The sequence below is a fragment of the Cytophaga sp. FL35 genome, from assembly GCF_014349235.1.
Lineage (GTDB): Bacteria > Bacteroidota > Bacteroidia > Flavobacteriales > Flavobacteriaceae > Euzebyella.
In genome coordinates this window covers 1-21787 of the sequence record NZ_JACSOH010000033.1, presented here as the reverse complement: position 1 = coordinate 21787, position 21787 = coordinate 1, and the positions used below count along the sequence as shown (strand labels likewise).

Here is a 21787-nt window from a genome sequence, read left to right as displayed (position 1 = left end):
TAATAGCTTAGGGTTTCACCCTTTATTAACAACACTTTTTAAATGTAATTTGTAGATATTACAACAGATATAATTTACTGTAATACTCATCTAAGGATTTTTCCCAAGTGAACCTCATTTTTTTGGCGTTCGCCTTGATTTTTTTCCAAGTGTCCTTATCATGCTCCCAAACGTGTAGAGCTTCATCAAACTTATTGACCATATCTTCCAATTTTGCATTGAATGTTTTTCCATCAAAAGCAAAGCCGGTTTTCATATGCTCCACGGTATCCTTTAGACCACCGGTATGGTGTACCAAACAGGGATTACCGTTACGCATAGCCAACATTTGACTAATACCGCATGGCTCAAACAAGCTAGGCATAAAATACAAATCTGTCTCCAAGTACATGGAATCAATCAAATCTTCAGACTGACCGTTGGTAAAAATGAAGTTCTTGTGTTTATAACTCATGTCCCTAAACAACTGTTCATAATCAGGATCACCGGTACCTAAAAGCATAAAGATTCCATCTACCTCCTTTAGCCTATCCAATATCCTTTCCAAAGATTCCGGGGAACGCATCAAAAAGTAGAATTTTTGCTCGGTTAACCTCGCAACACTTGACATAATAAATTTAGGTCTGTTTGTTACGAACTCCATGATTTTCTCCCCTGTGTGGGCCAGAAAATCTGCTTTGTATTTTTTGGATTCATCTTGAAGCCAGCGAAATAAGGCTTTTACCGTATTTCTATAAAGAAGCCCCTTCTCCGCTTGTCTAACGTTTGAATAGTTGGATGCGTTAAGAATTCCGTAAAGCCTACCTTCATTTTCAGCATTCCTGAGGTCTCCTTCCAGACTTTCACCACCAACGAATTCTGGTCTCGCACTTGGAAGCAACACATCCTCTTTGTACGCTTTAGATACCGTATGAACCGAATCTGCCAAGCGAATACCTACTGCCATAAGATTGATACAATCTTGGTAGCGAGGGTCTTTTAAGGCATTATGGTCCAATTCAATTTCTGGATACCAATTATGGACGGATGCGTAATTATCATAAAAAGGTCTTATGCCTTGAATAGCCAAATTATGAATACTATATACGTACCTCATTTTTTTGAGCACGTGATACTCCGGATGATAGGTCTTTAAAAAAAGCATGGCACTTGAATGCCAATCATGCATATGCACAATATCCAAATCTCCAAAAGCACCCATTTTTACTGCTTCGGCCACCGCAGTGTTAAAAATAATGAACTTTATAAAATCGTTAAAAAATGGTTCCGTTGGATCATCATGGTAAATATGGGCAATGCCACCTTCCGTAATTTCAGGGTGATGTATGGCGTAATGAATGATGTTTTCAACATCCTTTTTAGGAGGCACCGAGTATAGTTCCGCAGAATAATCCGTACCCCTTAGCCTAAAATTAAGATTGGTTCTAAAAGCGCCGTTCCTATGAATCCTTGAATAAGAAGGAACCACCACATGTACTTTATCTCCGCGTTTAGCTATTTCCCTAGGAACATCTCTAACCACATCGCCCATACCTCCCGCTTTACAATCAGGAATTGCATCATTCTCGGCAGCTACAAAAAGAAAATTATTCATTGAAAGGAAGAAGGTTATTCGTTAAAGCAAAAAGGTAAGTAAACTTTGCATATCATCCAAAAAAAAGCCTTTCTCTTCAATAATAAATGAAAAGAAAGGCCTAATTTTTTTCGAATGTGTTAATAATCAATTAACCTTAAACGCTTTTTCTTGTGGATAATATGCCGTATCCCCCAACTCTTCCTCTATGCGGAGAAGTTGATTGTACTTGGCCATACGATCAGACCTAGAGGCAGAACCAGTTTTAATTTGACCTGTATTAAGTGCAACAGCCAAGTCTGCAATGGTATTATCCTCTGTCTCTCCAGAACGGTGGCTCATTACAGAAGTATATCCGGCGTTTTTCGCCATGTTTACAGCCGCAATTGTTTCCGTTAGGGTACCTATTTGGTTTACTTTGATCAAAATGGAATTAGCAATACCTTGATCAATACCTCTTGAAAGACGCTCAACATTGGTTACGAACAAATCATCACCAACCAATTGTACTTTGTCACCTACTTTTTCGGTTAAGGTTTTCCAACCGTCCCAATCATTTTCATCCATACCATCCTCTATGGAGATAATTGGGTATTTGGCACAAAGTTCGGCTAGATATTCTGCTTGTTGCTCAGAAGTTCTTACACTTCCCTTATCACCTTCAAATTTGGTATAGTCATACTTTCCGTCCACATAAAACTCTGCAGAGGCGCAATCCAAGGCAATCATTACTTCATCACCTAATTTATATCCTGCTTTATCAACAGCTATTGCAATTGTATCCAATGCATCTTCGGTACCACCGGCCAAATTAGGCGCAAAACCACCTTCATCACCCACAGCCGTACTTAAACCCCTGTCATGCAAAACCTTTTTAAGGTTATGGAAAATTTCCGTTCCCATTTGCATAGCGTGAGTGAAATTCTTTGCCTTTACCGGCATTACCATAAATTCTTGAAAAGCAATAGGGGCATCTGAGTGAGAACCTCCATTAATAATATTCATCATAGGAACCGGAAGTGTATTGGCACTTACACCGCCCACATATCTATATAAAGGCATTCCCAATTCATTGGCAGCAGCCTTGGCAACTGCTAAGGAAACACCTAAAATAGCATTAGCTCCAAGTTTTGATTTATTTGGAGTACCGTCTAAATCCAACATCACCTGATCGATAAGGTTTTGTTCAAAAACGGACATACCCAAAATCTCTTCGGAAATCAAAGTATTTACATTTTCAACCGCCTTACTAACACCTTTACCCATAAAAGTGTCACCGCCATCACGCAATTCAACTGCTTCGTGCTCGCCTGTGGAAGCCCCAGAAGGCACCGCAGCTCTACCCATTACACCATTTTCAGTAACCACATCTACTTCCACAGTCGGGTTACCTCTTGAATCTAAAATTTGTCTTGCGTGTACGCTTAATATAATACTCATATAATTATTTTTAGTTGGAAAAAGTATTGTTTTTCAAGGTGAACAAATATACAAAACCCCCATAGTTGGGCTGCTATCCCAACCTTGATATTTAAGGGGAAATAACAATGATTTAACCTATGCCGTTTGAACCGTTTTGTTTTTGATCAAATCAAAGAATTGATCAAAAAGATAATCGGCATCGTGTGGCCCAGGGCTCGCTTCCGGATGATACTGAACACAGAATACATCCTTTTCCTTTAGCTTTATCCCGGCAACTGTATTGTCATTTAAATGTACGTGAGTAATCTCAACATCTGCATTGGCCTCGGTTTCTTCCCTATTAATGGCAAAACCGTGGTTTTGGGAAGTAATTTCTCCCTTACCCGTAACCAAATTTAAAATTGGGTGATTAATTCCTCTATGTCCGTTATGCATTTTATAGGTGGATATCCCCTTTGCCAAAGCGATTACCTGGTGACCTAAGCAAATTCCAAAGACGGGTTTATCACTTTCGATCATCTTCTTGGCAGCTTCTATGGCATCGGTAAGGGGTTCCGGATCACCTGGTCCGTTTGAAACGAAAAATGCATCTGACCCCCAAGCATTCATTTCTTCAAATGAAGTGTTGTAAGGAAAAACCTTAATGTAAGCATCCCTCTTAGCCAGATTTCTAAGAATATTCTTTTTTATTCCTATATCCAAAGCGGCTATTTTATAAGTGGCGGTATCTTCGCCCACAAAGTAAGGTTCCTTAGTTGAAACCTTCGAGGCCAATTCCAAACCTTCCATACTGGGCACTTCCGCCAACTGCTTTTTAAGGCTATCTATATTCTGAACATCGGTAGATATTACAGCATTCATTGCTCCATTATCACGAATGTAGCTTACCAAAGCACGGGTGTCTACATCAGAAATGGCAAAAAGATTGTTTTCACTTAAAAAATCCTTTAAACTTTTATCTGCTCTAGGCCTTGAATATTCGTAGCTGAAATTTCTACAGATCAAACCGGAAATCTTAACCGAATCCGATTCTACTTCCTCTGCTACCGTTCCATAATTACCTATATGGGCGTTGGTGGTTACCATGAGTTGCCCAAAATAGGAAGGGTCTGTAAATATTTCCTGGTAACCGGTCATTCCTGTATTAAAACATACCTCGCCAAAGGCAGTTCCTTCAACATCCCCGACAGATTTACCATAAAAAATGGTACCATCGGCCAACAATAAAAGTGCTTTTCTCTTAGATTGATACTTCATATAATTTTCCTATTTCAAAGTTTTCAAAATTAAACATAAAAAAAGGATAAACTATTAAGTTTATCCTTTTCAATGTGTTATGTGACACTATTCATTTTATTCTTCTGAATCGTCTGTAACATTTTCAACGTCTGCCTGTGCTTCCGCCTTTTCAGCAGGGGCCGCAGGAGCTACTACATTTTCTTCTTCCTGCTTTTTGCCACCTCTTCTACTTCTTCTCGTAGTTTTCTTCTTAGGCTTGCCAGCATTGTAAAGTTCGTTGAAATCAACCAACTCGATCATTGCCATATCAGCGTTATCCCCAAGACGGGTACCCAATTTTATAATGCGAGTATAACCTCCTGGACGATCGCCCACTTTCTCTGCTACGTTGCTAAACAACTCAGTTACTGCGTATTTGTTACGCAAACTCTTAAAAGCGATACGACGGTTGTGCGTACCCTTTTCAGCAGTGATGTTGTTCTCAGCTTTGGCTTTTGTTATCAAAGGCTCAACAAATTGTTTCAGCGCCTTTGCCTTTGCCACCGTAGTGTTGATTCTCTTGTGCTCGATCAAGGAAGAAGCCATATTGGCCAACATAGCTTTTCTATGTGCTGTTTTTCTTCCTAAATGATTGACCTTTTTACCGTGTCTCATTTTTATAGTCTATTGTATTTCTCCAACTGAGGGTGTATCCCTATCCTGTAAGAAATATCGATTAATCTTTATCTAATTTATATTTTGAAAGGTCCATTCCAAAGCTAAGACCTTTGTTGATGACCAATTCTTCCAACTCCGTTAGAGACTTTTTACCAAAGTTTCTAAACTTCATTAAATCGTTCTTATTAAAGGAAACCAAATCACCTAAGGTATCTACTTCCGCAGCCTTTAAACAATTAAGGGCACGAACGGAAAGGTCCATATCTACCAATTTAGTCTTTAATAACTGACGCATATGCAAGGACTCCTCATCGTAAGTTTCCGTTTGCGCTATTTCATCAGCTTCTAAAGTAATTCTCTCATCAGAGAATAACATAAAGTGGTGTATTAAAACTTTAGCTCCCTCAGTAAGAGCATCTTTAGGGTGAATAGATCCATCTGTAACTATTTCGAAAACCAATTTTTCATAATCGGTCTTTTGCTCCACACGAAAGTTTTCAATACTATACTTTACGTTTTTGATAGGAGTAAAGATTGAATCTATGGCGATGCTTCCTAAAGCAGCGTTGGATTTCTTGTTTTCCTCAGCAGGAACATAACCACGGCCCTTGTCTATAACAATTTCCATGTTAATGCTCACCTTGGAATCCATGTTACAGATAACCAAATCCGGGTTTAAAACTTGGTATCCAGAAATGAATTTTTGAAAATCACCAGCAGTCAATTGTTCTTTACCACTAACGGATATAGAAACTACTTCAGCCTCGGAATCATCTATTTGTTTCTTAAAGCGAACCTGCTTAAGGTTCAATATAATTTCGGTAACATCTTCAACAACCCCCGAAATAACGGAAAACTCATGCTCTACCCCGTCAATTCTAACAGAGGTAATCGCATGTCCTTCCAAAGAAGAAAGCAATACTCTTCTTAGTGCGTTCCCAACAGTTAATCCATAACCAGGTTCCAAAGGACGAAATTCGAACTTACCTTCGAAATCCGAGGAATCGATCATTATTACTTTATCGGGTTTCTGAAAATTAAATAATGCCATATGAATTAGTGTTCTATGTTATTTAGAGTAAAGCTCAACTATTAATTGTTCTTTGATATTCTCTGGAATTTGAATTCTTTCTGGCACAGAAACAAAAGTACCTTCTTTCTTTTCAGAGTTCCAGGTTATCCACTCATAAACATTACTTTGGGAATCCAATGAATCTTGAATCACTTGAAGCGATTTAGATTTCTCACGAACACCAACAACATCACCCGCTTTTAAAGTATATGAAGGAATGTTAACCAACTCACCATTTACTGTAATGTGTCTGTGGCTAACCAATTGTCTTGCTCCTCTTCTTGAAGGGGCAATACCCATACGGTATACAACATTATCTAACCTACACTCACATAACTGAAGCAAAATTTCACCTGTAACACCTTCTTTTCTCTTGGCGTTGGCAAAAATGTTTCTAAATTGCTTCTCAAGGATACCATAGGTATACTTCGCTTTTTGCTTCTCCATCAACTGCACCGCGTACTCAGACTTCTTTCCGCGACGTCTGTTATTACCGTGTTGTCCTGGGGGATAATTTTTCTTTTCAAAAGACTTGTCGTCTCCAAAGATTGCCTCACCAAATTTACGGGCTATCTTACTTTTAGGTCCTGTATATCTTGCCATTTTCTAATAATTTGGAAATGTGATTATGAATTAAGGCTTATCCTTCGATAATCGTTAACTACATTTCCGGTGAAATAAATATGAATAAATTAAACTCTTCTTCTTTTTGGAGGTCTACAACCGTTGTGCGGCATTGGTGTAACATCAACTATTTCCGTTACCTCAATACCAGAGTTGTGGACGGCACGGATAGCAGATTCCCTACCGTTACCTGGTCCTTTTACGTAAACTTTTACTTTTCTTAATCCAGCTTCATGTGCGGTTTTAGCACATTCTTCAGCAGCTACTTGAGCTGCATATGGAGTATTCTTCTTAGAACCCCTGAAGCCCATTTTACCTGCCGATGACCAAGAAATAACATCCCCTTTTTTATTGGTAAGGGAAATAATGATATTATTGAAAGATGCGGTTACGTGAGCCTCGCCCACGGAGTCAACGATTACTTTACGTTTTTTAGCCGCTTTTGCACCTGCTTTTGAAGTTGCCTTTGCCATAATAACCTACTTATTATTTAGTTGCCTTTTTCTTATTAGCAACCGTTTTTCTTTTTCCTTTTCTAGTCCTAGAATTATTCTTGGTACGTTGACCGCGAAGTGGAAGACCAGCTCTATGACGAATACCACGGTAGCAACCAATATCCATTAAACGCTTAATGTTCAACTGAGTTTCTGAACGAAGTTCACCTTCAATAGTAAAACCGGAAACTGCTTCCCTTATACGACCAATTTCATCATCGTTCCATTCAGATACTTTTGTATCCTCACTCACATTGGCTTTTTCCAAAATTTCTTTAGCCCTACTTCTACCAATACCGAAAATGTAGGTCAAGGCAATTACACCTCTCTTTTGTTTTGGTATGTCTATACCCGCAATTCTTGCCATAATTATCCTTGTCTTTGTTTAAATCTAGGATTCTTTTTGTTGATTACATACAACCTGCCCTTTCTGCGTACAATCTTGCAGTCGGCGCTTCTTTTCTTTATTGATGCTCTAACTTTCATCTTGTTGTCTTTCTCTCGTTTTAATATCTATAGGTAATTCTAGCCTTGGTAAGGTCATAAGGGCTCATTTCCAACTTCACCTTATCTCCAGGAAGCAATTTAATGTAATGCATACGCATCTTTCCAGAGATATGGGCAGTAACCACATGACCATTTTCTAATTCTACGCGGAACATTGCATTAGACAATGCTTCAATTATAGATCCATCTTGCTCTATTGCTGCTTGTTTCGCCATAATTATGCTACTTTTCTATTTTTACCAGTCTTCATTAATCCATCATAATGTCTATTCAACAAGTACGCATTTACTTGTTGAACCGTATCAATGGCGACACCTACCATAATGAGTAAAGATGTTCCACCGTAAAATAAGGCCCAACCTTGTTGTATATCCATTAATTTCACCACGATTGCAGGTAAAACCGCTAAAATGGCCAAAAATACAGAACCTGGCAGAGTTATCAAAGACATTACCTTATCTAAAAAGTCACCTGTCTCTTTACCTGGTCTAATTCCCGGAATAAAACCACCGCTCCTTTTCAAATCATCGGCCATTTTATTTGTTGGTACCGTAATGGCCGTATAGAAGTAGGTGAAGATAATAATCAAGACCGCGAACAAAATGTTATACGCCAATCCGAAGATATCTTGAAACTGAACTTCCATCCATTGACCTGCGGCGGTGTTATTAAATGTTTTACCAATTAAACTAGGAGCAAACATAATTGCCTGAGCAAAAATGATAGGCATAACACCAGAAGCATTAAGCTTCAATGGTATATATTGTCTAGAACCCATGATGTTCTTTTCATAACCACCCGAAGCAGTCCTTCTTGCATATTGAACCGGTATTTGACGAGTTGCCATCACCAATAAAACGCTAGCAAGAATGACCAAGAACCATAGTATTACCTCGATTAGAATGAACATCAAGCCACCTGTATTGTTGGTTGTCCTTGAAATAAATTCTTGAACAAATGATTGAGGCATTGTAGCTATAATCCCAATCATAATCAACAATGAAATACCGTTACCAATACCCTTATCAGTAATTTTTTCTCCCAACCACATTGCAAAAACACAACCGGTAACAAGAATAACTACCGCTGGAATCATGAAATCAAGACCTTTTCCTAACAAAAACGCACTGTCTTGAACACCAAACGCTTCCAAACCGTACAAATAAGCTGGAGCCTGTACCACACAAATACCAATTGTTAACCAACGGGTAATTTGATTTTTGGTTTTTCTTCCACTTTCCCCTTCCTTATCCAATTTCTGAAGATAAGGTATAGCGATACTCATCAACTGCACTACAATAGATGCAGAGATATATGGCATAATTCCCAAAGCAAAAACTGATGCATTGGCAAAAGCCCCACCAGTAAAAGCATTTAACAGACCAAAAATACCTTGGTCCGTTCCGGAAGCCAAGGCCGCCAATTGTGTTGAATCAATCCCCGGAAGAACTATTTGACAACCAAAACGGTATACCAAAAGAAGGCTAAGCGTAATCAAAATACGATTTCTTAGCTCTTCTATTTTCCAAATGTTGGATATGGTCTCGAAAAATTTCTTCATAGTAGGGTATGCTTATAAATTTATTGCCTCTCCGCCAGCTGCTTCAATGGCCGCTTTTGCACTAGCCGTAAATTTATGCACGGACACTTTAAGGGAAGCTTTAAGTTCCCCACCGCCCAATATTTTTACTAAATCCTTTCTTTTAGCCAAACCGTTTTCTACTAGAGTTTCTACGGTCACAGTATCGGTAACAACTTTGTTGTCTACCAATTCCTGTAATTTATCCAAATTCACTCCTTTATAAGCTACACGGTTAATGTTCGTAAAACCAAATTTAGGAACACGACGCTGTAATGGCATCTGACCACCTTCAAAACCAATTTTCTTTGAATATCCAGATCTAGACTTGGCACCTTTATGTCCACGGGTAGCAGTACCACCTTTTCCTGAACCTTGTCCTCTACCAACTCTTTTACCTGAATTGCTTACTGAACCATCTGCTGGTTTAAGATTGCTTAAATTCATTGTATCTCTTCTATTAAGCCTCCTGTGTGGAAACCAAATGTTTAACTTTATCTATCATACCAAGAATATTAGGAGTAGCCTCATGTTCTACTACCTGACCAATTCTTTTAAGACCTAAAGCTTCTAATGTGCGCTTTTGGTTCTGCGGTTTCTTGATACTGCTCTTAAGCTGTTTTACCTGTATTTTCTTAGCCATAATATTCTTCTATTATCCTTTAAATACTTTATCCAAGGATACTCCTCTTTGTTTAGCTACTGTTCCTGCATCCCTTAATTGTAGCAAAGCATCAAAAGTGGCTTTCACTACGTTATGAGGGTTAGAAGAACCTTGGGATTTAGAAAGTACATCTTGCACCCCTACAGATTCCAATACTGCACGTACAGCACCACCAGCAATTACACCGGTACCATGTGAAGCAGGTTGTATATAAACCCTTGCTCCACCAAACTTACCTTTTTGCTCGTGTGGCAAAGTACCTTTATTCAAAGGAATTCTAATCAAGTTTTTCTTTGCATCTTCTATAGCCTTGGCAATAGCAGTGGCCACCTCTTTGGATTTTCCTAAACCACTACCAACAACTCCATTTTCATCTCCTACTACTACGATAGCAGAAAAACCAAATGCTCTACCACCCTTGGTAACCTTAGTAACCCGTTGAATACCTACCAATCTATCTTTTAAATCTAAACCGCCAGGTTTAACAGTCTCTACGTTCTTATATTTCTGGTACATAGTATTATTTAAAAATTAAGTCCTGCTTCACGAGCCCCATCGGCCAATGCTTTCACTCTTCCATGATAAAGGTTACCTCCTCTGTCAAAGGCAACTTTTTCAATGCCGGCTTCTTTACATTTTTCAGCTATCGCCTTACCTACGGCAGTTGCAATTTCTGATTTAGATCCTTTTACTTCAGCCAAATCCTTATCCCTTGAAGAAACAGACGCTAAGGTAACACCTTCAACATCATTTATAACTTGGGCATATATTGCACTGTTACTTCTAAATACGGACAATCTTGGTCTTTCCGCAGTACCAGAAGAAACCTTTCTGATCCTTCTGTGTATTCTCTGTTTTCTTTCGCTCTTTGATAATGCCATGATATACTATTAAGCTGATTTACCTGCTTTTCTTCGTAATTGCTCGCCAACAAACTTAATACCCTTCCCTTTGTAAGGCTCTGGCTTACGGAAAGATCTAATCTTAGCAGCTATCTGACCTACCAATTGCTTGTCGTGAGATGTCAATTTAACAATAGGGTTCTTTCCTTTTTCTGAAGTAGTCTCCACTTTAATTTCAGGAGCTAAATCCAAAACTATATTGTGGGAAAAACCTAAAGCCAAATCCAATTTTTGACCCTGGTTGCTCGCACGGTAACCCACACCAACCAATTCTAATTCTTTGGTCCATCCTTTAGACACACCATTGATCATATTGTTGATTAGCGCACGGTATAAACCATGTTTTGCTTTATGAGGTTTGGAATCCGAAGGCCTTTCAACTACCACCTTACCTTCTTCAACCTTGATGTCAACTGCAGAAAAATCTTGAGTTAACTCACCCAATTTTCCCTTTACAACAATCTCGTTATCCTTTATATCTACGGTAACCCCTTCTGGAATTACAATCGGACTATTACCTATTCTTGACATTTCTTAATACTTTATTACTTATTAATATACGTAGCAAAGTACCTCGCCACCTACATTTTCGTTTTTGGCTTGCTTACTTGTCATAACCCCATGTGAAGTAGAGACAATGGCAATACCTAAACCGTTCAACACCCTAGGTAGTGTATCTGCACCGGTATACTTTCGCAGACCAGGCTTACTCACCCTTTGTATTTTTCTGATAACAGGCTCCTTTGTAGCCTTATCATATTTCAAGGCTATTTTAATAGTTCCCTGAAAATTATCCTCTTCAAACTTATAACTTAAAATATATCCTTGATCGAACAAAATTTTAGTTATTTCCCTCTTTACTTTTGATGATGGAATTTCCACCACTCTGTGACCAGCTCTGCTGGCATTTCTGATTCTCGTAAGATAATCTGCAATAGTATCTGTAACCATTTCTATATAATTTGGTAACGGTTTTCGCTATTAACGAACCTGAAACCAGTTAAACTCTTTTACCAGCTTGCCTTTTTAACACCAGGAATTAAACCTTGGTTGGCCATTTCCCTGAACATAACCCTAGAGATACCAAAAGTTCTCATATATCCTTTTGGTCTACCTGTAAGTTTACAACGATTGTGCATACGTACCGGAGAAGCGTTACGTGGCAATTTTTGCAATGCTTCGTAATCACCAGCTTCTTTCAAAGCTTTTCTTTTCTCAGCATATTTTGCAACAGTTTTAGCCCTTTTACGCTCACGGGCCTTCATTGATTCTTTAGCCATTCTAATTCTTTTTAAACGGTAATCCTAATTCAGTTAATAGGGATTTTGCTTCCTTATCTGTTTGAGCAGAGGTGACAAAGGTAATATCCATTCCGTTAATCCTATTGATTTTATCAATATTGATTTCTGGAAAGATAATTTGTTCGGTCACACCCAAACTGTAATTACCCCTACCATCAAACCCAGTAGCACGGATTCCTTGAAAATCACGAACTCGAGGCAAAGCGGAAGTAATCAATCTATCCAAGAACTCATACATTCTCTCCCCTCTAAGCGTAACCTTGGCACCAATTGGCATTCCTTTACGCAATTTAAAAGCTGCAACGTCCTTTTTAGACATTGTTGGCACCGCTCTTTGTCCAGTAATAGTAGTAAGTTCCTCAACTGCATGGTCAATCAACTTCTTATCGGCAACAGCTGCACCAATACCTCTACTCACTACAATTTTCTGAAGTTTGGGAACCTCCATAATATTGTTGTACCCAAATTCTTCTTTAAGAGCGCTTACAATACGCTCCTTATATTCTGTCTTTAACCTTGAAACGTAAGCCATAACTATATTACTTCATTGGATTTCTTGGAAACACGAACTTTCTTTCCGTCCCTCACTTCGTAACCTACCCTAGTTACCTCACCAGACTTAGCATCAATTAATGCTAGGTTTGAAATATGGATAGGAGCTTCCTTCTTAACAATACCACCTTGAGGGTTTTGAGCACTTGGCTTTTCATGCTTTGAAACCAAGTTTGCACCTTCCACAATAGCCTTGTTCTTTTCGCGATCAACGGTTAAGACCTTACCTTCCGAACCTTTATGGTCTCCAGCTATAACCCTTACCGTATCTCCTGTTTTTATCTTTAACTTTATCATGATCAACTATATTAAAGTACCTCAGGGGCCAATGAAACAATCTTCATAAACTGCTTATCGCGAAGTTCACGAGCCACAGGTCCAAAAACACGAGTTCCTCTCATTTCACCAGCAGGGTTCAACAACACACAAGCATTGTCATCAAAACGAATGTAAGAACCATCCGGTCTTCTTACCTCTTTCTTTGTTCTCACCACCACTGCCGTTGATACAGCACCTTTTTTAATACCACCGTTTGGAGTAGCCTCCTTTACCGCAACAACAATTTTATCTCCAACTGAAGCATATCTACGTTTTGTACCACCCAAAACTCTAATGGTCAAAACCTCCTTAGCTCCAGTATTGTCTGCTACCTTTAATCTTGATTCCTGCTGTAACATAATTATTTAGCTCTTTCTAAGATTTCTACTAATCTCCAACACTTGGTCTTGCTCAACGGACGGGTCTCCATTATTTTAACGGTATCTCCCTCCTTACAATCGTTCTTCTCGTCATGAGCAACATACTTCTTCGTTTTCAAAACGAACTTACCGTACATAGGGTGCTTTACTCGCTTTACCTCAGAAACAACAATGGACTTCTCCATCTTGTTACTGGTTACCACCCCTATTCTCTCTTTTCTTAAGTTTCTTTTATCTTCCATAAAGCAGAACCAATTATTGGTTTTCCCTATTAGTTAATTCCGTTGCCAATCTAGCCACCGTTCTCCTTGCCGTTCTAACTTGAAGCGGATTTTCCAATGGTGTAACAAAATGTGCCATTTTAAGGTCTGCATGTTGCTTTTTGTACTCAGCAAGCTTATCCTTAAGCTCCTCTACGGACAATTCTTTGATTTCTTTATTTTTCATGATACCTTAAATTGTTTCTTCAACATAATCACGGGCCACAATAAACTTGGTTCTCACCGGAAGTTTCTGAGCAGCAAGTCTCAATGCCTCTTTTGCAACATCCAAAGGCACACCTGCTACCTCAAACAAAACCCTACCTGGCTTTACCACAGCTACAAAATACTCGGGAGCACCTTTACCTTTACCCATACGTACCTCAAGAGGTTTTTTGGTAATAGGTTTGTCCGGGAAAATTTTGATCCACAGCTGACCTTGCCTTTTCATATATCTTGTGGCTGCAATACGTGCCGCCTCAATCTGACGTGATGTTATAAATTTAGAATCCAAAGTTTTGATACCGAACATACCGTTCGACAACTGAAAACCTCTGCCCGCATTTCCTTTCATGCGGCCTTTCTGCATCTTTCGAAACTTGGTTCTTTTTGGCTGTAACATTGCTTACTTTTTTAAATTACTTTCTACGACGAGATTTTCTTCCACCTTCTCTTTTATCACCACCTTTTCCAGATTGACCTTTAGTCATTCCAACCAGTGGAGACAAATCACGCTTACCGTACACTTCACCTTTCATGATCCAAACCTTAATACCTAATTTACCATAGGTAGTTTGAGCCTCCTGCAAAGCATAGTCTATATCTGCACGAAATGTAGACAATGGAATACGCCCATCTTTATATGATTCCGAACGAGCCATTTCAGCTCCATTCAAACGTCCAGAAATTTGCACCTTAATACCCTCTGCGTTCATTCTCATTGCAGCGGCAATAGCCATTTTAATCGCCCTTCTAAAAGAAATTCTGCTTTCTATCTGACGAGCAATACTTGCAGCAACAAGATTCGCATCAAGTTCAGGTCTTTTAATTTCATAAATATTGATCTGAACTTCTTTATTGGTAATTTTCTTAAGCTCTTCTTTAAGCTTATCCACCTCTTGACCACCTTTACCGATAATTATACCCGGCCTAGCAGTGGTTACCGTGATAGTTATAAGTTTAAGGGTACGCTCAATAATTACTCTAGAAACGCTAGCTTTAGCCAAACGAGCATGGATATAATTACGGATTTTATTGTCCTCCGCCAATTTATCACCATAGTCGTTTCCACCATACCAGTTAGACTCCCAACCCCTGATGATTCCAAGACGATTTCCTATTGGATTTGTTTTCTGTCCCATTCTAGCTTTCTATATTATTGTTAGACCCCAAAACCAATGTAACATGGTTTGAACGCTTTCTTATTCTATGAGCCCTTCCTTGAGGAGCAGGACGCAATCTTTTCAACATGGTGCCACCGTCTACACGCACTTCTCTTACAACAAGTCCCGCATCCTCAACACTAGCATCCTCATTCTTAGCTTGCCAGTTTGCCAAAGCAGACAACAAAAGCTTTTCAAGTTTTCGTGAAGACTCCTTAGAATTGAACCTTAGGATAGCTAAAGCTTTTTCCACTTCTACACCTCTGATCAAATCCGCAACCAAGCGCATTTTCCTAGGTGAAGTTGGACAGTTGTTCAACTTAGCAAAAGCAATCTGCTTCTTTTCAGCCTTTAACCTCTCGGCCATTTGTTTTTTACGAACTCCCATAGCTTACTTCTTTCCTTTATTCTTAGCTCCAGCATGACCTCTAAAAGATCTTGTAGGAGAAAATTCACCCAACTTGTGCCCTACCATGTTTTCAGTTACAAAAACAGGAACAAATTGTCTTCCATTATGAACTGCTATCGTTAGACCTACAAAGTCCGGTGTAATCATCGATGCTCTTGACCACGTCTTAATCACACTCTTCTTTCCAGAAGATACATTTTGCTGGACTTTCTTTTCCAAGCTATAGTGAACGTATGGTCCTTTTTTTAATGAACGTGCCATTTCTTTCTACTTTTTATTTCTTTCTACGTTCTAAAATATATCTATTGGTCTTCTTAGTCCTAACACGAGTTCTATAACCCTTAGCAGGAATACCGTTTCTTGATCTTGGGTGACCTCCAGAAGCCCTACCTTCACCACCACCCATTGGGTGATCAACCGGGTTCATTGCAACCGGTCTAGTTCTAGGCCTTCTACCCAACCATCTGCTTCTACCAGCTTTACCTGACACCAACAACTGATGGTCAGAGTTGGACACAGCACCAATGGTCGCCAAACAAGCAGACAAAATCAATCTTGTTTCACCAGAAGGCATTTTTACGGTAGCAAACTTTCCTTCTTTCGCCATGAGCTGTGCAAAAGTTCCTGCACTTCTCGCCATTATAGCACCCTGCCCTGGCCTCAACTCTATACAAGAGATTATGGTACCCAAAGGAATAGCACTTAACGGCAATGCATTACCTATTTCAGGAGCAGCAGATTCACCAGCAGAAACTTGCTGACCTACTTGCAAACCATTCTGCGCAATAACATATCTTTTTTCGCCATCAGTATACTCCAATAATGCGATAAAGGCTGTTCTATTTGGATCGTACTGAATAGATTTAACGGTAGCAGATACATCTTGCTTATCCCTTTTAAAATCAATGATACGATACCTTCTCTTATGACCTCCACCCCTATGGCGCATGGTCATCTTTCCTTGACTGTTTCTACCTCCCGACTTTTTTAACGGAGCGAGCAAGCTCTTCTCCGGCTTATCAGCAGTAAGCGCGTCAAATCCGTTTACTACTCTAAAACGCTGTCCAGGAGTGATAGGTTTTAATTTTCTAACTGACATTTTCCGTCTTTATAGATTACTGTAAAAATCAATGATGTCACCTTCAACAACATCAACAATAGCTTTCTTGACCGAATTGGTCTTACCATGCTGGATACCAGTTTTGGTATAACGCGTCTTTCTAGTAGGACCATAATTCATAGTCCTCACCTTCTTGACCGCAACTCCATAAGTAGACTCTACCGCATCCTTGATCTGCAATTTATTAGCACTAGGATTTACAATAAAGCCATACCTATTGTACAACTCGCTTTCCGCGGTCATTTTTTCGGTAATTATCGGTTTTATCAACACGCTCATGGCTTACTTTTTATTTAAATTCGACTCCAATCCTTCTAAAGCACCCTCCAAGAACACCACATTTGTAGCATTCAATATTTTATAAGTGCTTATTTCTGAGGAAGTTACAACTTCTGAGCCCTTCAAATTTCGCGAAGACAAATATACGCTATTATTTGAATCGCCCAAGACTATCAAAGACTTTTTGTTCTCGATACCCAAAGAAGTCAAAATATCTTTGAATTCCTTTGTTTTTGGAGTATCAAAACTAAAATCTTCCACAACCAAAATGGCATTCTCCTTAGATTTGATACTAAGGGCAGATTTTCTAGCCAATCTCTTTACATTTTTATTAAGCTTCTGGCTATAATCTTTTGGCCTGGGACCAAAAATTCTACCACCGCCTCTAAAAACGGGAGATTTAATACTACCGGCACGGGCAGTACCTGTACCTTTTTGTTTCTTTATCTTACGAGTACTACCCGCAATCTCACCACGCTCCTTAGCTTTATGCGTACCTTGACGCTGATGCGCCAAATACTGCTTTACATCTAAATATACAGCGTGATCGTTAGGCTCTATACCAAAAACAGCATCCGAAAGCTCTGCGCTTCTTCCTGTTTCTTTTCCTTTAATATCTAAAACTGCTACCTTCATTACTCCCACCTTTGAATAGTTACGTAAGAATTTTTATGACCTGGAATAGCACCTTTTACTACCAAAAGGTTCTTTTCCGGAACTACTTTTAACACACGTAGGTTCTGAACGGTAACACGTTCTCCACCCATTCTACCGGCCATTTTCATTCCTTTGAATACTCTCGCAGGATATGAGGCCGCACCAATAGAACCTGGTGCTCTTAACCTGTTGTGCTGACCATGCGTTTGTTGACCAACACCGCCAAAACCATGACGCTTAACAACCCCCTGGAAACCTTTTCCCTTAGAAGTTCCAACCACATCAACAAACTCACCTTCCGTAAACAAATCAACACCTACAGTGTCTCCTAATTTGTACTCCCCTTCAAAACCTTGAAATTCAACAACCTTTCTTTTAGGAGAAGTACCTGCTTTTTTAAAGTGACCTGTTTCGGCCTTGTTAGCACGTTTTTCTGCCTTGTCATCGAAACCAAGCTGTAAAGCTGTGTAGCCATCAACTTCTTCGGTTCTGACTTGGGTAACCACACATGGCCCTGCCTCAATCACGGTACATGGAACGTTTTTTCCATTCTCGTCAAAGATGCTGGTCATGCCTACCTTTTTTCCTATTAACCCAGACATAATTGATTTACATTTTGAGCATTTTAGATTTTAACAAAAACCCTATGCTCGTTTATATTTATTTAATTAATACTCTCAACTTTTGGACAAAAAAACAGGGTCAAAAATTATTCGACCCCGAATTAATTTTTGTTCCGTTTTTCCCTCGCACGCAGCTCAGGACATGTCCACCACCCTTACAGGTAGCTTTACCGTGTTACTTACACCTTAATCTCTACTTCCACTCCACTAGGAAGCTCTAATTTCATAAGAGCATCAATAGTTTTGGAAGAGGAACTATAAATATCCAAAAGCCTCTTGTAAGAACTCAATTGAAATTGTTCCCTTGACTTCTTGTTCACGTGCGGTGAACGCAAGACGGTAAATATTTTTTTATGAGTTGGTAAAGGTATTGGCCCAGTAACCACTGCCCCGGTAGTCTTTACCGTTTTTACGATTTTCTCAGCAGATTTATCAACCAAGTTGTGATCGTAAGATTTTAGTTTTATCCTAATTTTTTGGCTCATTTCTTTAACAATTAAGCGGTTACTCCTTTAGCAGCTTTAATAACTTCTTCAGCAATGTTCGATGGTGTCTCAGCATAATGTGAGAACTCCATAGTTGAAGTAGCCCTACCAGATGATAATGTTCTTAAGGAAGTTACATATCCAAACATTTCCGATAACGGCACCTCTCCTTTAACAACTTTAGAACCAGCCCTATCACTCATATTAGAGATAGTACCTCTTCTACGGTTAAGGTCACCAACAATATCACCCATGTTTTCCTCAGGAGTCAATACCTCAATTTTCATGATAGGCTCCATAAGAACAGCACCGGCAGCCTTTGCCGCTGACTTATAACCCATCTTAGCAGCAAGCTCAAAGGATAATGAATCGGAATCCACCGCGTGGAAGGAACCATCCTTTAAAACAACCTTCATGCTATCCATCTCAAAACCAGCCAATGGCCCGTTTTTCATAGCGTCTTTGAAACCTTTCTCAACAGCAGGAATAAACTCTTTAGGTATATTACCACCCTTGATTTCATTCACAAACTCAAGACCTTCCGTTTCTTCTGAATCGGCAGGACCCATGGTAAATACGATATCAGCAAATTTACCACGACCACCAGATTGCTTCTTGTACGTCTCTCTATGATCAGCACTTCTGGTAAGCGCTTCTTTATATTCAACCTGAGGTTGACCTTGACTTACTTCTACCTTAAATTCACGTCTTAATCTATCAACAATGATATCCAAGTGAAGCTCACCCATACCAGAAATAATAGTCTGACCTGAAGCCTCATCAGTTTTAACCTGGAAAGTAGGATCCTCCTCAGCCAATTTAGCCAAAGCCATACCCAACTTGTCCACATCGGCCTTTGTTTTAGGCTCAACAGCAATACCAATTACAGGGTCAGGAAAATCCATAGACTCCAATACGATAGGCGCATTCTCAGCAGACATGGTATCTCCAGTTTTAATATCCTTAAAACCAACGGCAGCACCAATATCCCCAGCTTCTATATATTCAATTGCATTCTGCTTATTAGAATGCATTTGATAAATACGGGAGATACGCTCCTTTTTACCCGATCTGTTGTTCAATATATAAGAACCCGCATCCAATCTACCAGAGTAAGTTCTAAAAAATGCCAACCTACCAACAAATGGATCGGTAGCAATTTTGAATGCTAAAGCAGAAAAAGGCTCCTTAACATCTGGTTTTCTAGTTACTTCAGCACCGGTATCAGGATTAGTACCTACAATATCATCCTTGTCCAATGGAGAAGGCAAATACCTACAAACACAATCCAGTAGGAACTGAACACCTTTATTTTTAAAGGAAGACCCACAAACCATAGGGATAATGGCACGATCCATTACAGCAGCCCTTAAGGCAGCATGAACTTCCTCCTCCGTGATGGAATCTTCATCCTCAAAGAATTTCTCCATCAATTCCTCGTCATATTCAGCCACAGCCTCGATTAAGGCAGCTCTATACTCCTTCACTTCATCCTGCATATCAGCAGGGATATCCACTTCATCAAATGTAGACCCGAAATTCTCATCATGCCATACAATCGCTCTGTTTTTGGCCAAATCAACGATTCCTTTAAAATCGGCCTCATCACCTATAGGTAAAACGATTGGCACAGCATTGGAACCCAACATTTCCTTAACCTGATTACAAACATTAAGGAAATTAGCTCCCTGACGGTCCATCTTATTAACAAAACCGATTCTAGGAACCTTGTAGTTGTCAGCCAATCGCCAGTTAGTTTCAGATTGTGGCTCAACACCATCTACCGCACTAAAAAGAAAAACCAACCCGTCCAAAACACGTAAAGACCTATTTACCTCAACAGTAAAATCAACGTGTCCGGGAGTATCAATAATATTAAAGTGATAATCCTTCGTATTAGGCAGTGTCTGTGCATTTTCCATTGGAAATCTCCACGTACAGGTAGTAGCCGCAGATGTGATAGTAATACCACGCTCCTGCTCTTGCTCCATCCAGTCCATGGTAGCGGCACCATCGTGAACCTCTCCAATTTTATGGCTTACACCCGTATAAAAAAGGATACGCTCAGTGGTAGTTGTTTTACCAGCATCAATATGCGCAGCAATACCAATATTTCTTGTATATTTTAAATCTCTTGCCATTGTTGATTAAAATCTAAAGTGGGAAAATGCTTTGTTTGCTTCTGCCATCTTATGAGTATCAACCCTCTTCTTAACAGCAGCACCTTCCTCTTTGGCAGCAGCCAAGATTTCAGCAGCCAATTTTTGGGCCATACCTTTTTCATTCCTTTTTCTCGCAAAACTGATCAACCACTTCATAGCTGTTGAAATTTTACGATCTGGACGAATTTGCATTGGAATCTGAAATGTAGCTCCCCCAACCCTTCTACTTCTCACTTCAACATGGGGCATTACATTGGAAAGTGCATCTTTCCACAATTCCAAAGCCGACTTTTCATCATCGGTCTTTTTTTCTTCCACTATATCCATCGCGTTATAAAACACGTTAAAAGCGATAGATTTTTTACCATCCCACATCATCATGTTAACAAAACGGGTGACCAATTGGTCTCCGTAACGTGGATCCGGTAAAAGCGGTCTCTTTTTTGCCTGTCTTTTTCTCATTTTGTTTGTTTTAGGAAACGAGCCTTACAATAAACATAAAACCCCTAACCTTTTAAATCATTTAGCTCTTGGGTCTTTTTGCTCCGTATTTAGATCTACGTTGAGTACGGCCTGCAACACCAGCTGTGTCCAAAGCCCCTCTAACGATATGATACCTAACACCAGGCAAATCTTTCACCCTTCCGCCCCTTACTAATACTATCGAGTGCTCTTGGAGATTATGTCCTTCACCAGGAATGTAAGCGTTCACTTCTTTTCCATTGGTCAACCTCACCCTTGCCACTTTTCTCATGGCAGAATTTGGTTTTTTTGGAGTAGTAGTGTAAACACGTGTACAAACCCCTCTTCTTTGAGGACAAGAATCCAAAGCAGCCGATTTACTCTTCTTAGTAATCGTGGACCTTCCTTTTCGTACTAATTGTGAAATTGTTGGCATACTATATTATATATGTATAAAATAACCCCTCGTTTAAGGGTCGGCAAATGTAAGACTATTTCTTAAATATTCAAATTCTTACTCATTAATTTTCAAAGATTTATTGAACACCCATTTAGAGTTAATTAAAACATCACCTCTTGATTAAGGAAAATACAGAAGAACAGAACGACAAAAACCACCATAAGGAGAAATACAAACCAAAAAAAAAAAAAAAAAAAAAAAAAC

At 39.3% G+C, this 21787-nt stretch carries 35 protein-coding genes; all 35 read right to left on the bottom strand.

Features of this window, described 5'->3' with window-relative positions; translation table 11 throughout:
• Positions 1 to 58: 58 nt before the first annotated feature.
• The 35 genes from BIZ36_RS18695 to rpsL all read right to left on the bottom strand — a co-directional run bounded on the left by BIZ36_RS18695 (position 59) and on the right by rpsL (position 21559).
• Positions 59 to 1594 (bottom strand): glycogen synthase, encoded by a 1536-nt coding sequence (locus BIZ36_RS18695; RefSeq protein WP_187459395.1) that lies wholly within the window; start codon positions 1592 to 1594, stop codon positions 59 to 61.
• Positions 1595 to 1720: 126 nt separating this feature from the next.
• Complete coding sequence (eno, locus tag BIZ36_RS18690) at positions 1721 to 3013, bottom strand: phosphopyruvate hydratase (protein ID WP_187459394.1); 1293 nt, start codon at positions 3011 to 3013, stop codon at positions 1721 to 1723.
• Positions 3014 to 3130: 117 nt separating this feature from the next.
• The gene (gene carA, locus BIZ36_RS18685) at positions 3131 to 4252 is read right to left on the bottom strand and encodes a glutamine-hydrolyzing carbamoyl-phosphate synthase small subunit (protein ID WP_187459393.1); all 1122 of its coding nucleotides are present in this window, start codon (positions 4250 to 4252) and stop codon (positions 3131 to 3133) included.
• A 96-nt stretch (positions 4253 to 4348) separates the two neighbouring features.
• Positions 4349 to 4888: a 50S ribosomal protein L17 gene (gene rplQ, locus BIZ36_RS18680; RefSeq protein ID WP_187459392.1), complete on the bottom strand. Its 540-nt coding sequence runs from the start codon at positions 4886 to 4888 to the stop codon at positions 4349 to 4351.
• 61 nt (positions 4889 to 4949) lie between these two features.
• Positions 4950 to 5942: a DNA-directed RNA polymerase subunit alpha gene (locus BIZ36_RS18675; protein ID WP_187459391.1), complete on the bottom strand. Its 993-nt coding sequence runs from the start codon at positions 5940 to 5942 to the stop codon at positions 4950 to 4952.
• Positions 5943 to 5960: 18 nt separating this feature from the next.
• Complete coding sequence (gene rpsD, locus BIZ36_RS18670) at positions 5961 to 6566, bottom strand: 30S ribosomal protein S4 (RefSeq protein WP_187459390.1); 606 nt, start codon at positions 6564 to 6566, stop codon at positions 5961 to 5963.
• An 89-nt stretch (positions 6567 to 6655) separates the two neighbouring features.
• Entirely contained in the window at positions 6656 to 7060 is a 405-nt protein-coding gene (rpsK, locus tag BIZ36_RS18665) for a 30S ribosomal protein S11 (protein ID WP_187459389.1), read from the bottom strand.
• A gap of 13 nt (positions 7061 to 7073) precedes the next feature.
• On the bottom strand, positions 7074 to 7448 hold the full coding sequence (gene rpsM, locus BIZ36_RS18660) for a 30S ribosomal protein S13 (protein ID WP_187459388.1): 375 nt from the start codon (positions 7446 to 7448) through the stop codon (positions 7074 to 7076).
• Positions 7449 to 7450: 2 nt separating this feature from the next.
• Positions 7451 to 7567: a type B 50S ribosomal protein L36 gene (ykgO, locus tag BIZ36_RS18655; RefSeq protein WP_010519235.1), complete on the bottom strand. Its 117-nt coding sequence runs from the start codon at positions 7565 to 7567 to the stop codon at positions 7451 to 7453.
• Between the two features lie 20 nt (positions 7568 to 7587).
• Complete coding sequence (gene infA / locus BIZ36_RS18650) at positions 7588 to 7803, bottom strand: translation initiation factor IF-1 (protein ID WP_013305172.1); 216 nt, start codon at positions 7801 to 7803, stop codon at positions 7588 to 7590.
• 2 nt (positions 7804 to 7805) lie between these two features.
• Positions 7806 to 9149, bottom strand: a complete 1344-nt coding sequence (secY, locus tag BIZ36_RS18645; RefSeq protein WP_187459387.1) for a preprotein translocase subunit SecY — start codon at positions 9147 to 9149, stop codon at positions 7806 to 7808.
• A 12-nt stretch (positions 9150 to 9161) separates the two neighbouring features.
• Positions 9162 to 9614, bottom strand: coding sequence for a 50S ribosomal protein L15 (rplO, locus tag BIZ36_RS18640; protein ID WP_187459386.1), 453 nt, complete (start codon positions 9612 to 9614; stop codon positions 9162 to 9164).
• A 13-nt stretch (positions 9615 to 9627) separates the two neighbouring features.
• On the bottom strand, positions 9628 to 9810 hold the full coding sequence (gene rpmD, locus BIZ36_RS18635; protein WP_187459385.1) for a 50S ribosomal protein L30: 183 nt from the start codon (positions 9808 to 9810) through the stop codon (positions 9628 to 9630).
• Between the two features lie 12 nt (positions 9811 to 9822).
• Positions 9823 to 10347 carry a 30S ribosomal protein S5 gene (gene rpsE, locus BIZ36_RS18630; RefSeq protein ID WP_187459384.1) on the bottom strand — a complete coding sequence of 175 codons (525 nt, stop codon included), beginning with the start codon at positions 10345 to 10347 and terminating at the stop codon, positions 9823 to 9825.
• A gap of 8 nt (positions 10348 to 10355) precedes the next feature.
• The gene (gene rplR, locus BIZ36_RS18625; protein WP_187459383.1) at positions 10356 to 10712 is read right to left on the bottom strand and encodes a 50S ribosomal protein L18; all 357 of its coding nucleotides are present in this window, start codon (positions 10710 to 10712) and stop codon (positions 10356 to 10358) included.
• Between the two features lie 9 nt (positions 10713 to 10721).
• Positions 10722 to 11264: a 50S ribosomal protein L6 gene (gene rplF / locus BIZ36_RS18620; RefSeq protein ID WP_187459382.1), complete on the bottom strand. Its 543-nt coding sequence runs from the start codon at positions 11262 to 11264 to the stop codon at positions 10722 to 10724.
• A gap of 21 nt (positions 11265 to 11285) precedes the next feature.
• Positions 11286 to 11684 (bottom strand): 30S ribosomal protein S8, encoded by a 399-nt coding sequence (gene rpsH, locus BIZ36_RS18615; RefSeq protein ID WP_187459381.1) that lies wholly within the window; start codon positions 11682 to 11684, stop codon positions 11286 to 11288.
• Between the two features lie 59 nt (positions 11685 to 11743).
• The gene (rpsN, locus tag BIZ36_RS18610) at positions 11744 to 12013 is read right to left on the bottom strand and encodes a 30S ribosomal protein S14 (protein ID WP_121849999.1); all 270 of its coding nucleotides are present in this window, start codon (positions 12011 to 12013) and stop codon (positions 11744 to 11746) included.
• A 1-nt stretch (position 12014) separates the two neighbouring features.
• Positions 12015 to 12566, bottom strand: coding sequence for a 50S ribosomal protein L5 (gene rplE / locus BIZ36_RS18605; RefSeq protein ID WP_187459380.1), 552 nt, complete (start codon positions 12564 to 12566; stop codon positions 12015 to 12017).
• 2 nt (positions 12567 to 12568) lie between these two features.
• Positions 12569 to 12883 carry a 50S ribosomal protein L24 gene (gene rplX, locus BIZ36_RS18600; protein ID WP_187459379.1) on the bottom strand — a complete coding sequence of 105 codons (315 nt, stop codon included), beginning with the start codon at positions 12881 to 12883 and terminating at the stop codon, positions 12569 to 12571.
• 11 nt (positions 12884 to 12894) lie between these two features.
• Entirely contained in the window at positions 12895 to 13263 is a 369-nt protein-coding gene (gene rplN, locus BIZ36_RS18595; protein WP_187459378.1) for a 50S ribosomal protein L14, read from the bottom strand.
• Positions 13264 to 13265: 2 nt separating this feature from the next.
• Complete coding sequence (gene rpsQ / locus BIZ36_RS18590) at positions 13266 to 13526, bottom strand: 30S ribosomal protein S17 (protein WP_187459377.1); 261 nt, start codon at positions 13524 to 13526, stop codon at positions 13266 to 13268.
• A 13-nt stretch (positions 13527 to 13539) separates the two neighbouring features.
• Positions 13540 to 13731 carry a 50S ribosomal protein L29 gene (gene rpmC / locus BIZ36_RS18585; RefSeq protein ID WP_187459376.1) on the bottom strand — a complete coding sequence of 64 codons (192 nt, stop codon included), beginning with the start codon at positions 13729 to 13731 and terminating at the stop codon, positions 13540 to 13542.
• Positions 13732 to 13737: 6 nt separating this feature from the next.
• The gene (gene rplP / locus BIZ36_RS18580) at positions 13738 to 14166 is read right to left on the bottom strand and encodes a 50S ribosomal protein L16 (protein ID WP_187459375.1); all 429 of its coding nucleotides are present in this window, start codon (positions 14164 to 14166) and stop codon (positions 13738 to 13740) included.
• 16 nt (positions 14167 to 14182) lie between these two features.
• Positions 14183 to 14905, bottom strand: a complete 723-nt coding sequence (rpsC, locus tag BIZ36_RS18575; RefSeq protein ID WP_187459374.1) for a 30S ribosomal protein S3 — start codon at positions 14903 to 14905, stop codon at positions 14183 to 14185.
• A gap of 1 nt (position 14906) precedes the next feature.
• A complete protein-coding gene (gene rplV, locus BIZ36_RS18570) occupies positions 14907 to 15314 on the bottom strand; it encodes a 50S ribosomal protein L22 (RefSeq protein WP_187459373.1) in 408 nt (135 codons plus the stop codon).
• A 3-nt stretch (positions 15315 to 15317) separates the two neighbouring features.
• Positions 15318 to 15596: a 30S ribosomal protein S19 gene (rpsS, locus tag BIZ36_RS18565; RefSeq protein WP_187459372.1), complete on the bottom strand. Its 279-nt coding sequence runs from the start codon at positions 15594 to 15596 to the stop codon at positions 15318 to 15320.
• A 13-nt stretch (positions 15597 to 15609) separates the two neighbouring features.
• Positions 15610 to 16434 (bottom strand): 50S ribosomal protein L2, encoded by an 825-nt coding sequence (gene rplB / locus BIZ36_RS18560; protein WP_187459371.1) that lies wholly within the window; start codon positions 16432 to 16434, stop codon positions 15610 to 15612.
• A gap of 9 nt (positions 16435 to 16443) precedes the next feature.
• Entirely contained in the window at positions 16444 to 16734 is a 291-nt protein-coding gene (gene rplW, locus BIZ36_RS18555) for a 50S ribosomal protein L23 (protein WP_187459370.1), read from the bottom strand.
• Between the two features lie 3 nt (positions 16735 to 16737).
• Complete coding sequence (gene rplD / locus BIZ36_RS18550) at positions 16738 to 17370, bottom strand: 50S ribosomal protein L4 (RefSeq protein WP_187459369.1); 633 nt, start codon at positions 17368 to 17370, stop codon at positions 16738 to 16740.
• On the bottom strand, positions 17370 to 17993 hold the full coding sequence (gene rplC / locus BIZ36_RS18545; RefSeq protein WP_187459368.1) for a 50S ribosomal protein L3: 624 nt from the start codon (positions 17991 to 17993) through the stop codon (positions 17370 to 17372). The genes rplD and rplC overlap by 1 nt, the downstream gene beginning before the upstream one ends.
• Positions 17994 to 18193: 200 nt before the next feature.
• Positions 18194 to 18499 carry a 30S ribosomal protein S10 gene (rpsJ, locus tag BIZ36_RS18540; protein ID WP_007094989.1) on the bottom strand — a complete coding sequence of 102 codons (306 nt, stop codon included), beginning with the start codon at positions 18497 to 18499 and terminating at the stop codon, positions 18194 to 18196.
• Between the two features lie 11 nt (positions 18500 to 18510).
• Positions 18511 to 20640, bottom strand: coding sequence for an elongation factor G (gene fusA, locus BIZ36_RS18535; protein ID WP_187459367.1), 2130 nt, complete (start codon positions 20638 to 20640; stop codon positions 18511 to 18513).
• A gap of 6 nt (positions 20641 to 20646) precedes the next feature.
• Complete coding sequence (gene rpsG / locus BIZ36_RS18530; protein WP_187459366.1) at positions 20647 to 21123, bottom strand: 30S ribosomal protein S7; 477 nt, start codon at positions 21121 to 21123, stop codon at positions 20647 to 20649.
• Positions 21124 to 21184: 61 nt separating this feature from the next.
• Positions 21185 to 21559, bottom strand: a complete 375-nt coding sequence (rpsL, locus tag BIZ36_RS18525; protein WP_187459365.1) for a 30S ribosomal protein S12 — start codon at positions 21557 to 21559, stop codon at positions 21185 to 21187.
• Positions 21560 to 21787: the final 228 nt, after the last annotated feature.

Bases quoted from the DNA above. Each gene is read 5' to 3' on its own strand.
- rplF (WP_187459382.1), bottom strand. From the start codon at position 11,264: ATGTCAAGAATAGGTAATAGTCCGATTGTAATTCCAGAAGGGGTTACC.
- rplB (WP_187459371.1), bottom strand. From the start codon at position 16,434: ATGTCAGTTAGAAAATTAAAACCTATCACTCCTGGACAGCGTTTTAGA.
- rplN (WP_187459378.1), bottom strand. From the start codon at position 13,263: ATGTTACAGCAGGAATCAAGATTAAAGGTAGCAGACAATACTGGAGCT.
- BIZ36_RS18675 (WP_187459391.1), bottom strand. From the start codon at position 5,942: ATGGCATTATTTAATTTTCAGAAACCCGATAAAGTAATAATGATCGAT.
- rpsL (WP_187459365.1), bottom strand. From the start codon at position 21,559: ATGCCAACAATTTCACAATTAGTACGAAAAGGAAGGTCCACGATTACT.
- rpsC (WP_187459374.1), bottom strand. From the start codon at position 14,905: ATGGGACAGAAAACAAATCCAATAGGAAATCGTCTTGGAATCATCAGG.
- rpsQ (WP_187459377.1), bottom strand. From the start codon at position 13,526: ATGGAAGATAAAAGAAACTTAAGAAAAGAGAGAATAGGGGTGGTAACC.
- rpsG (WP_187459366.1), bottom strand. From the start codon at position 21,123: ATGAGAAAAAGACAGGCAAAAAAGAGACCGCTTTTACCGGATCCACGT.
- carA (WP_187459393.1), bottom strand. From the start codon at position 4,252: ATGAAGTATCAATCTAAGAGAAAAGCACTTTTATTGTTGGCCGATGGT.
- rplX (WP_187459379.1), bottom strand. From the start codon at position 12,883: ATGATAAAGTTAAAGATAAAAACAGGAGATACGGTAAGGGTTATAGCT.
- rplE (WP_187459380.1), bottom strand. From the start codon at position 12,566: ATGGCTTACGTTTCAAGGTTAAAGACAGAATATAAGGAGCGTATTGTA.
- rpsK (WP_187459389.1), bottom strand. From the start codon at position 7,060: ATGGCAAAGGCAACTTCAAAAGCAGGTGCAAAAGCGGCTAAAAAACGT.
- rplO (WP_187459386.1), bottom strand. From the start codon at position 9,614: ATGAATTTAAGCAATCTTAAACCAGCAGATGGTTCAGTAAGCAATTCA.
- rplC (WP_187459368.1), bottom strand. From the start codon at position 17,993: ATGTCTGGGTTAATAGGAAAAAAGGTAGGCATGACCAGCATCTTTGAC.
- rpsM (WP_187459388.1), bottom strand. From the start codon at position 7,448: ATGGCAAGAATTGCGGGTATAGACATACCAAAACAAAAGAGAGGTGTA.
- rpmD (WP_187459385.1), bottom strand. From the start codon at position 9,810: ATGGCTAAGAAAATACAGGTAAAACAGCTTAAGAGCAGTATCAAGAAA.
- fusA (WP_187459367.1), bottom strand. From the start codon at position 20,640: ATGGCAAGAGATTTAAAATATACAAGAAATATTGGTATTGCTGCGCAT.
- rpsS (WP_187459372.1), bottom strand. From the start codon at position 15,596: ATGGCACGTTCATTAAAAAAAGGACCATACGTTCACTATAGCTTGGAA.
- BIZ36_RS18695 (WP_187459395.1), bottom strand. From the start codon at position 1,594: ATGAATAATTTTCTTTTTGTAGCTGCCGAGAATGATGCAATTCCTGAT.
- rplD (WP_187459369.1), bottom strand. From the start codon at position 17,370: ATGAAGGTAGCAGTTTTAGATATTAAAGGAAAAGAAACAGGAAGAAGC.
- rplP (WP_187459375.1), bottom strand. From the start codon at position 14,166: ATGTTACAGCCAAAAAGAACCAAGTTTCGAAAGATGCAGAAAGGCCGC.
- rpsE (WP_187459384.1), bottom strand. From the start codon at position 10,347: ATGTACCAGAAATATAAGAACGTAGAGACTGTTAAACCTGGCGGTTTA.
- rpmC (WP_187459376.1), bottom strand. From the start codon at position 13,731: ATGAAAAATAAAGAAATCAAAGAATTGTCCGTAGAGGAGCTTAAGGAT.
- rpsH (WP_187459381.1), bottom strand. From the start codon at position 11,684: ATGGTTACAGATACTATTGCAGATTATCTTACGAGAATCAGAAATGCC.
- rpsJ (WP_007094989.1), bottom strand. From the start codon at position 18,499: ATGAGCCAAAAAATTAGGATAAAACTAAAATCTTACGATCACAACTTG.
- secY (WP_187459387.1), bottom strand. From the start codon at position 9,149: ATGAAGAAATTTTTCGAGACCATATCCAACATTTGGAAAATAGAAGAG.
- rplV (WP_187459373.1), bottom strand. From the start codon at position 15,314: ATGGGAGTTCGTAAAAAACAAATGGCCGAGAGGTTAAAGGCTGAAAAG.
- infA (WP_013305172.1), bottom strand. From the start codon at position 7,803: ATGGCGAAACAAGCAGCAATAGAGCAAGATGGATCTATAATTGAAGCA.
- rpsD (WP_187459390.1), bottom strand. From the start codon at position 6,566: ATGGCAAGATATACAGGACCTAAAAGTAAGATAGCCCGTAAATTTGGT.
- eno (WP_187459394.1), bottom strand. From the start codon at position 3,013: ATGAGTATTATATTAAGCGTACACGCAAGACAAATTTTAGATTCAAGA.
- rpsN (WP_121849999.1), bottom strand. From the start codon at position 12,013: ATGGCTAAAGAATCAATGAAGGCCCGTGAGCGTAAAAGGGCTAAAACT.
- rplR (WP_187459383.1), bottom strand. From the start codon at position 10,712: ATGGCATTATCAAAGAGCGAAAGAAAACAGAGAATACACAGAAGGATC.
- rplQ (WP_187459392.1), bottom strand. From the start codon at position 4,888: ATGAGACACGGTAAAAAGGTCAATCATTTAGGAAGAAAAACAGCACAT.
- rplW (WP_187459370.1), bottom strand. From the start codon at position 16,734: ATGAGCGTGTTGATAAAACCGATAATTACCGAAAAAATGACCGCGGAA.
- ykgO (WP_010519235.1), bottom strand. From the start codon at position 7,567: ATGAAAGTTAGAGCATCAATAAAGAAAAGAAGCGCCGACTGCAAGATT.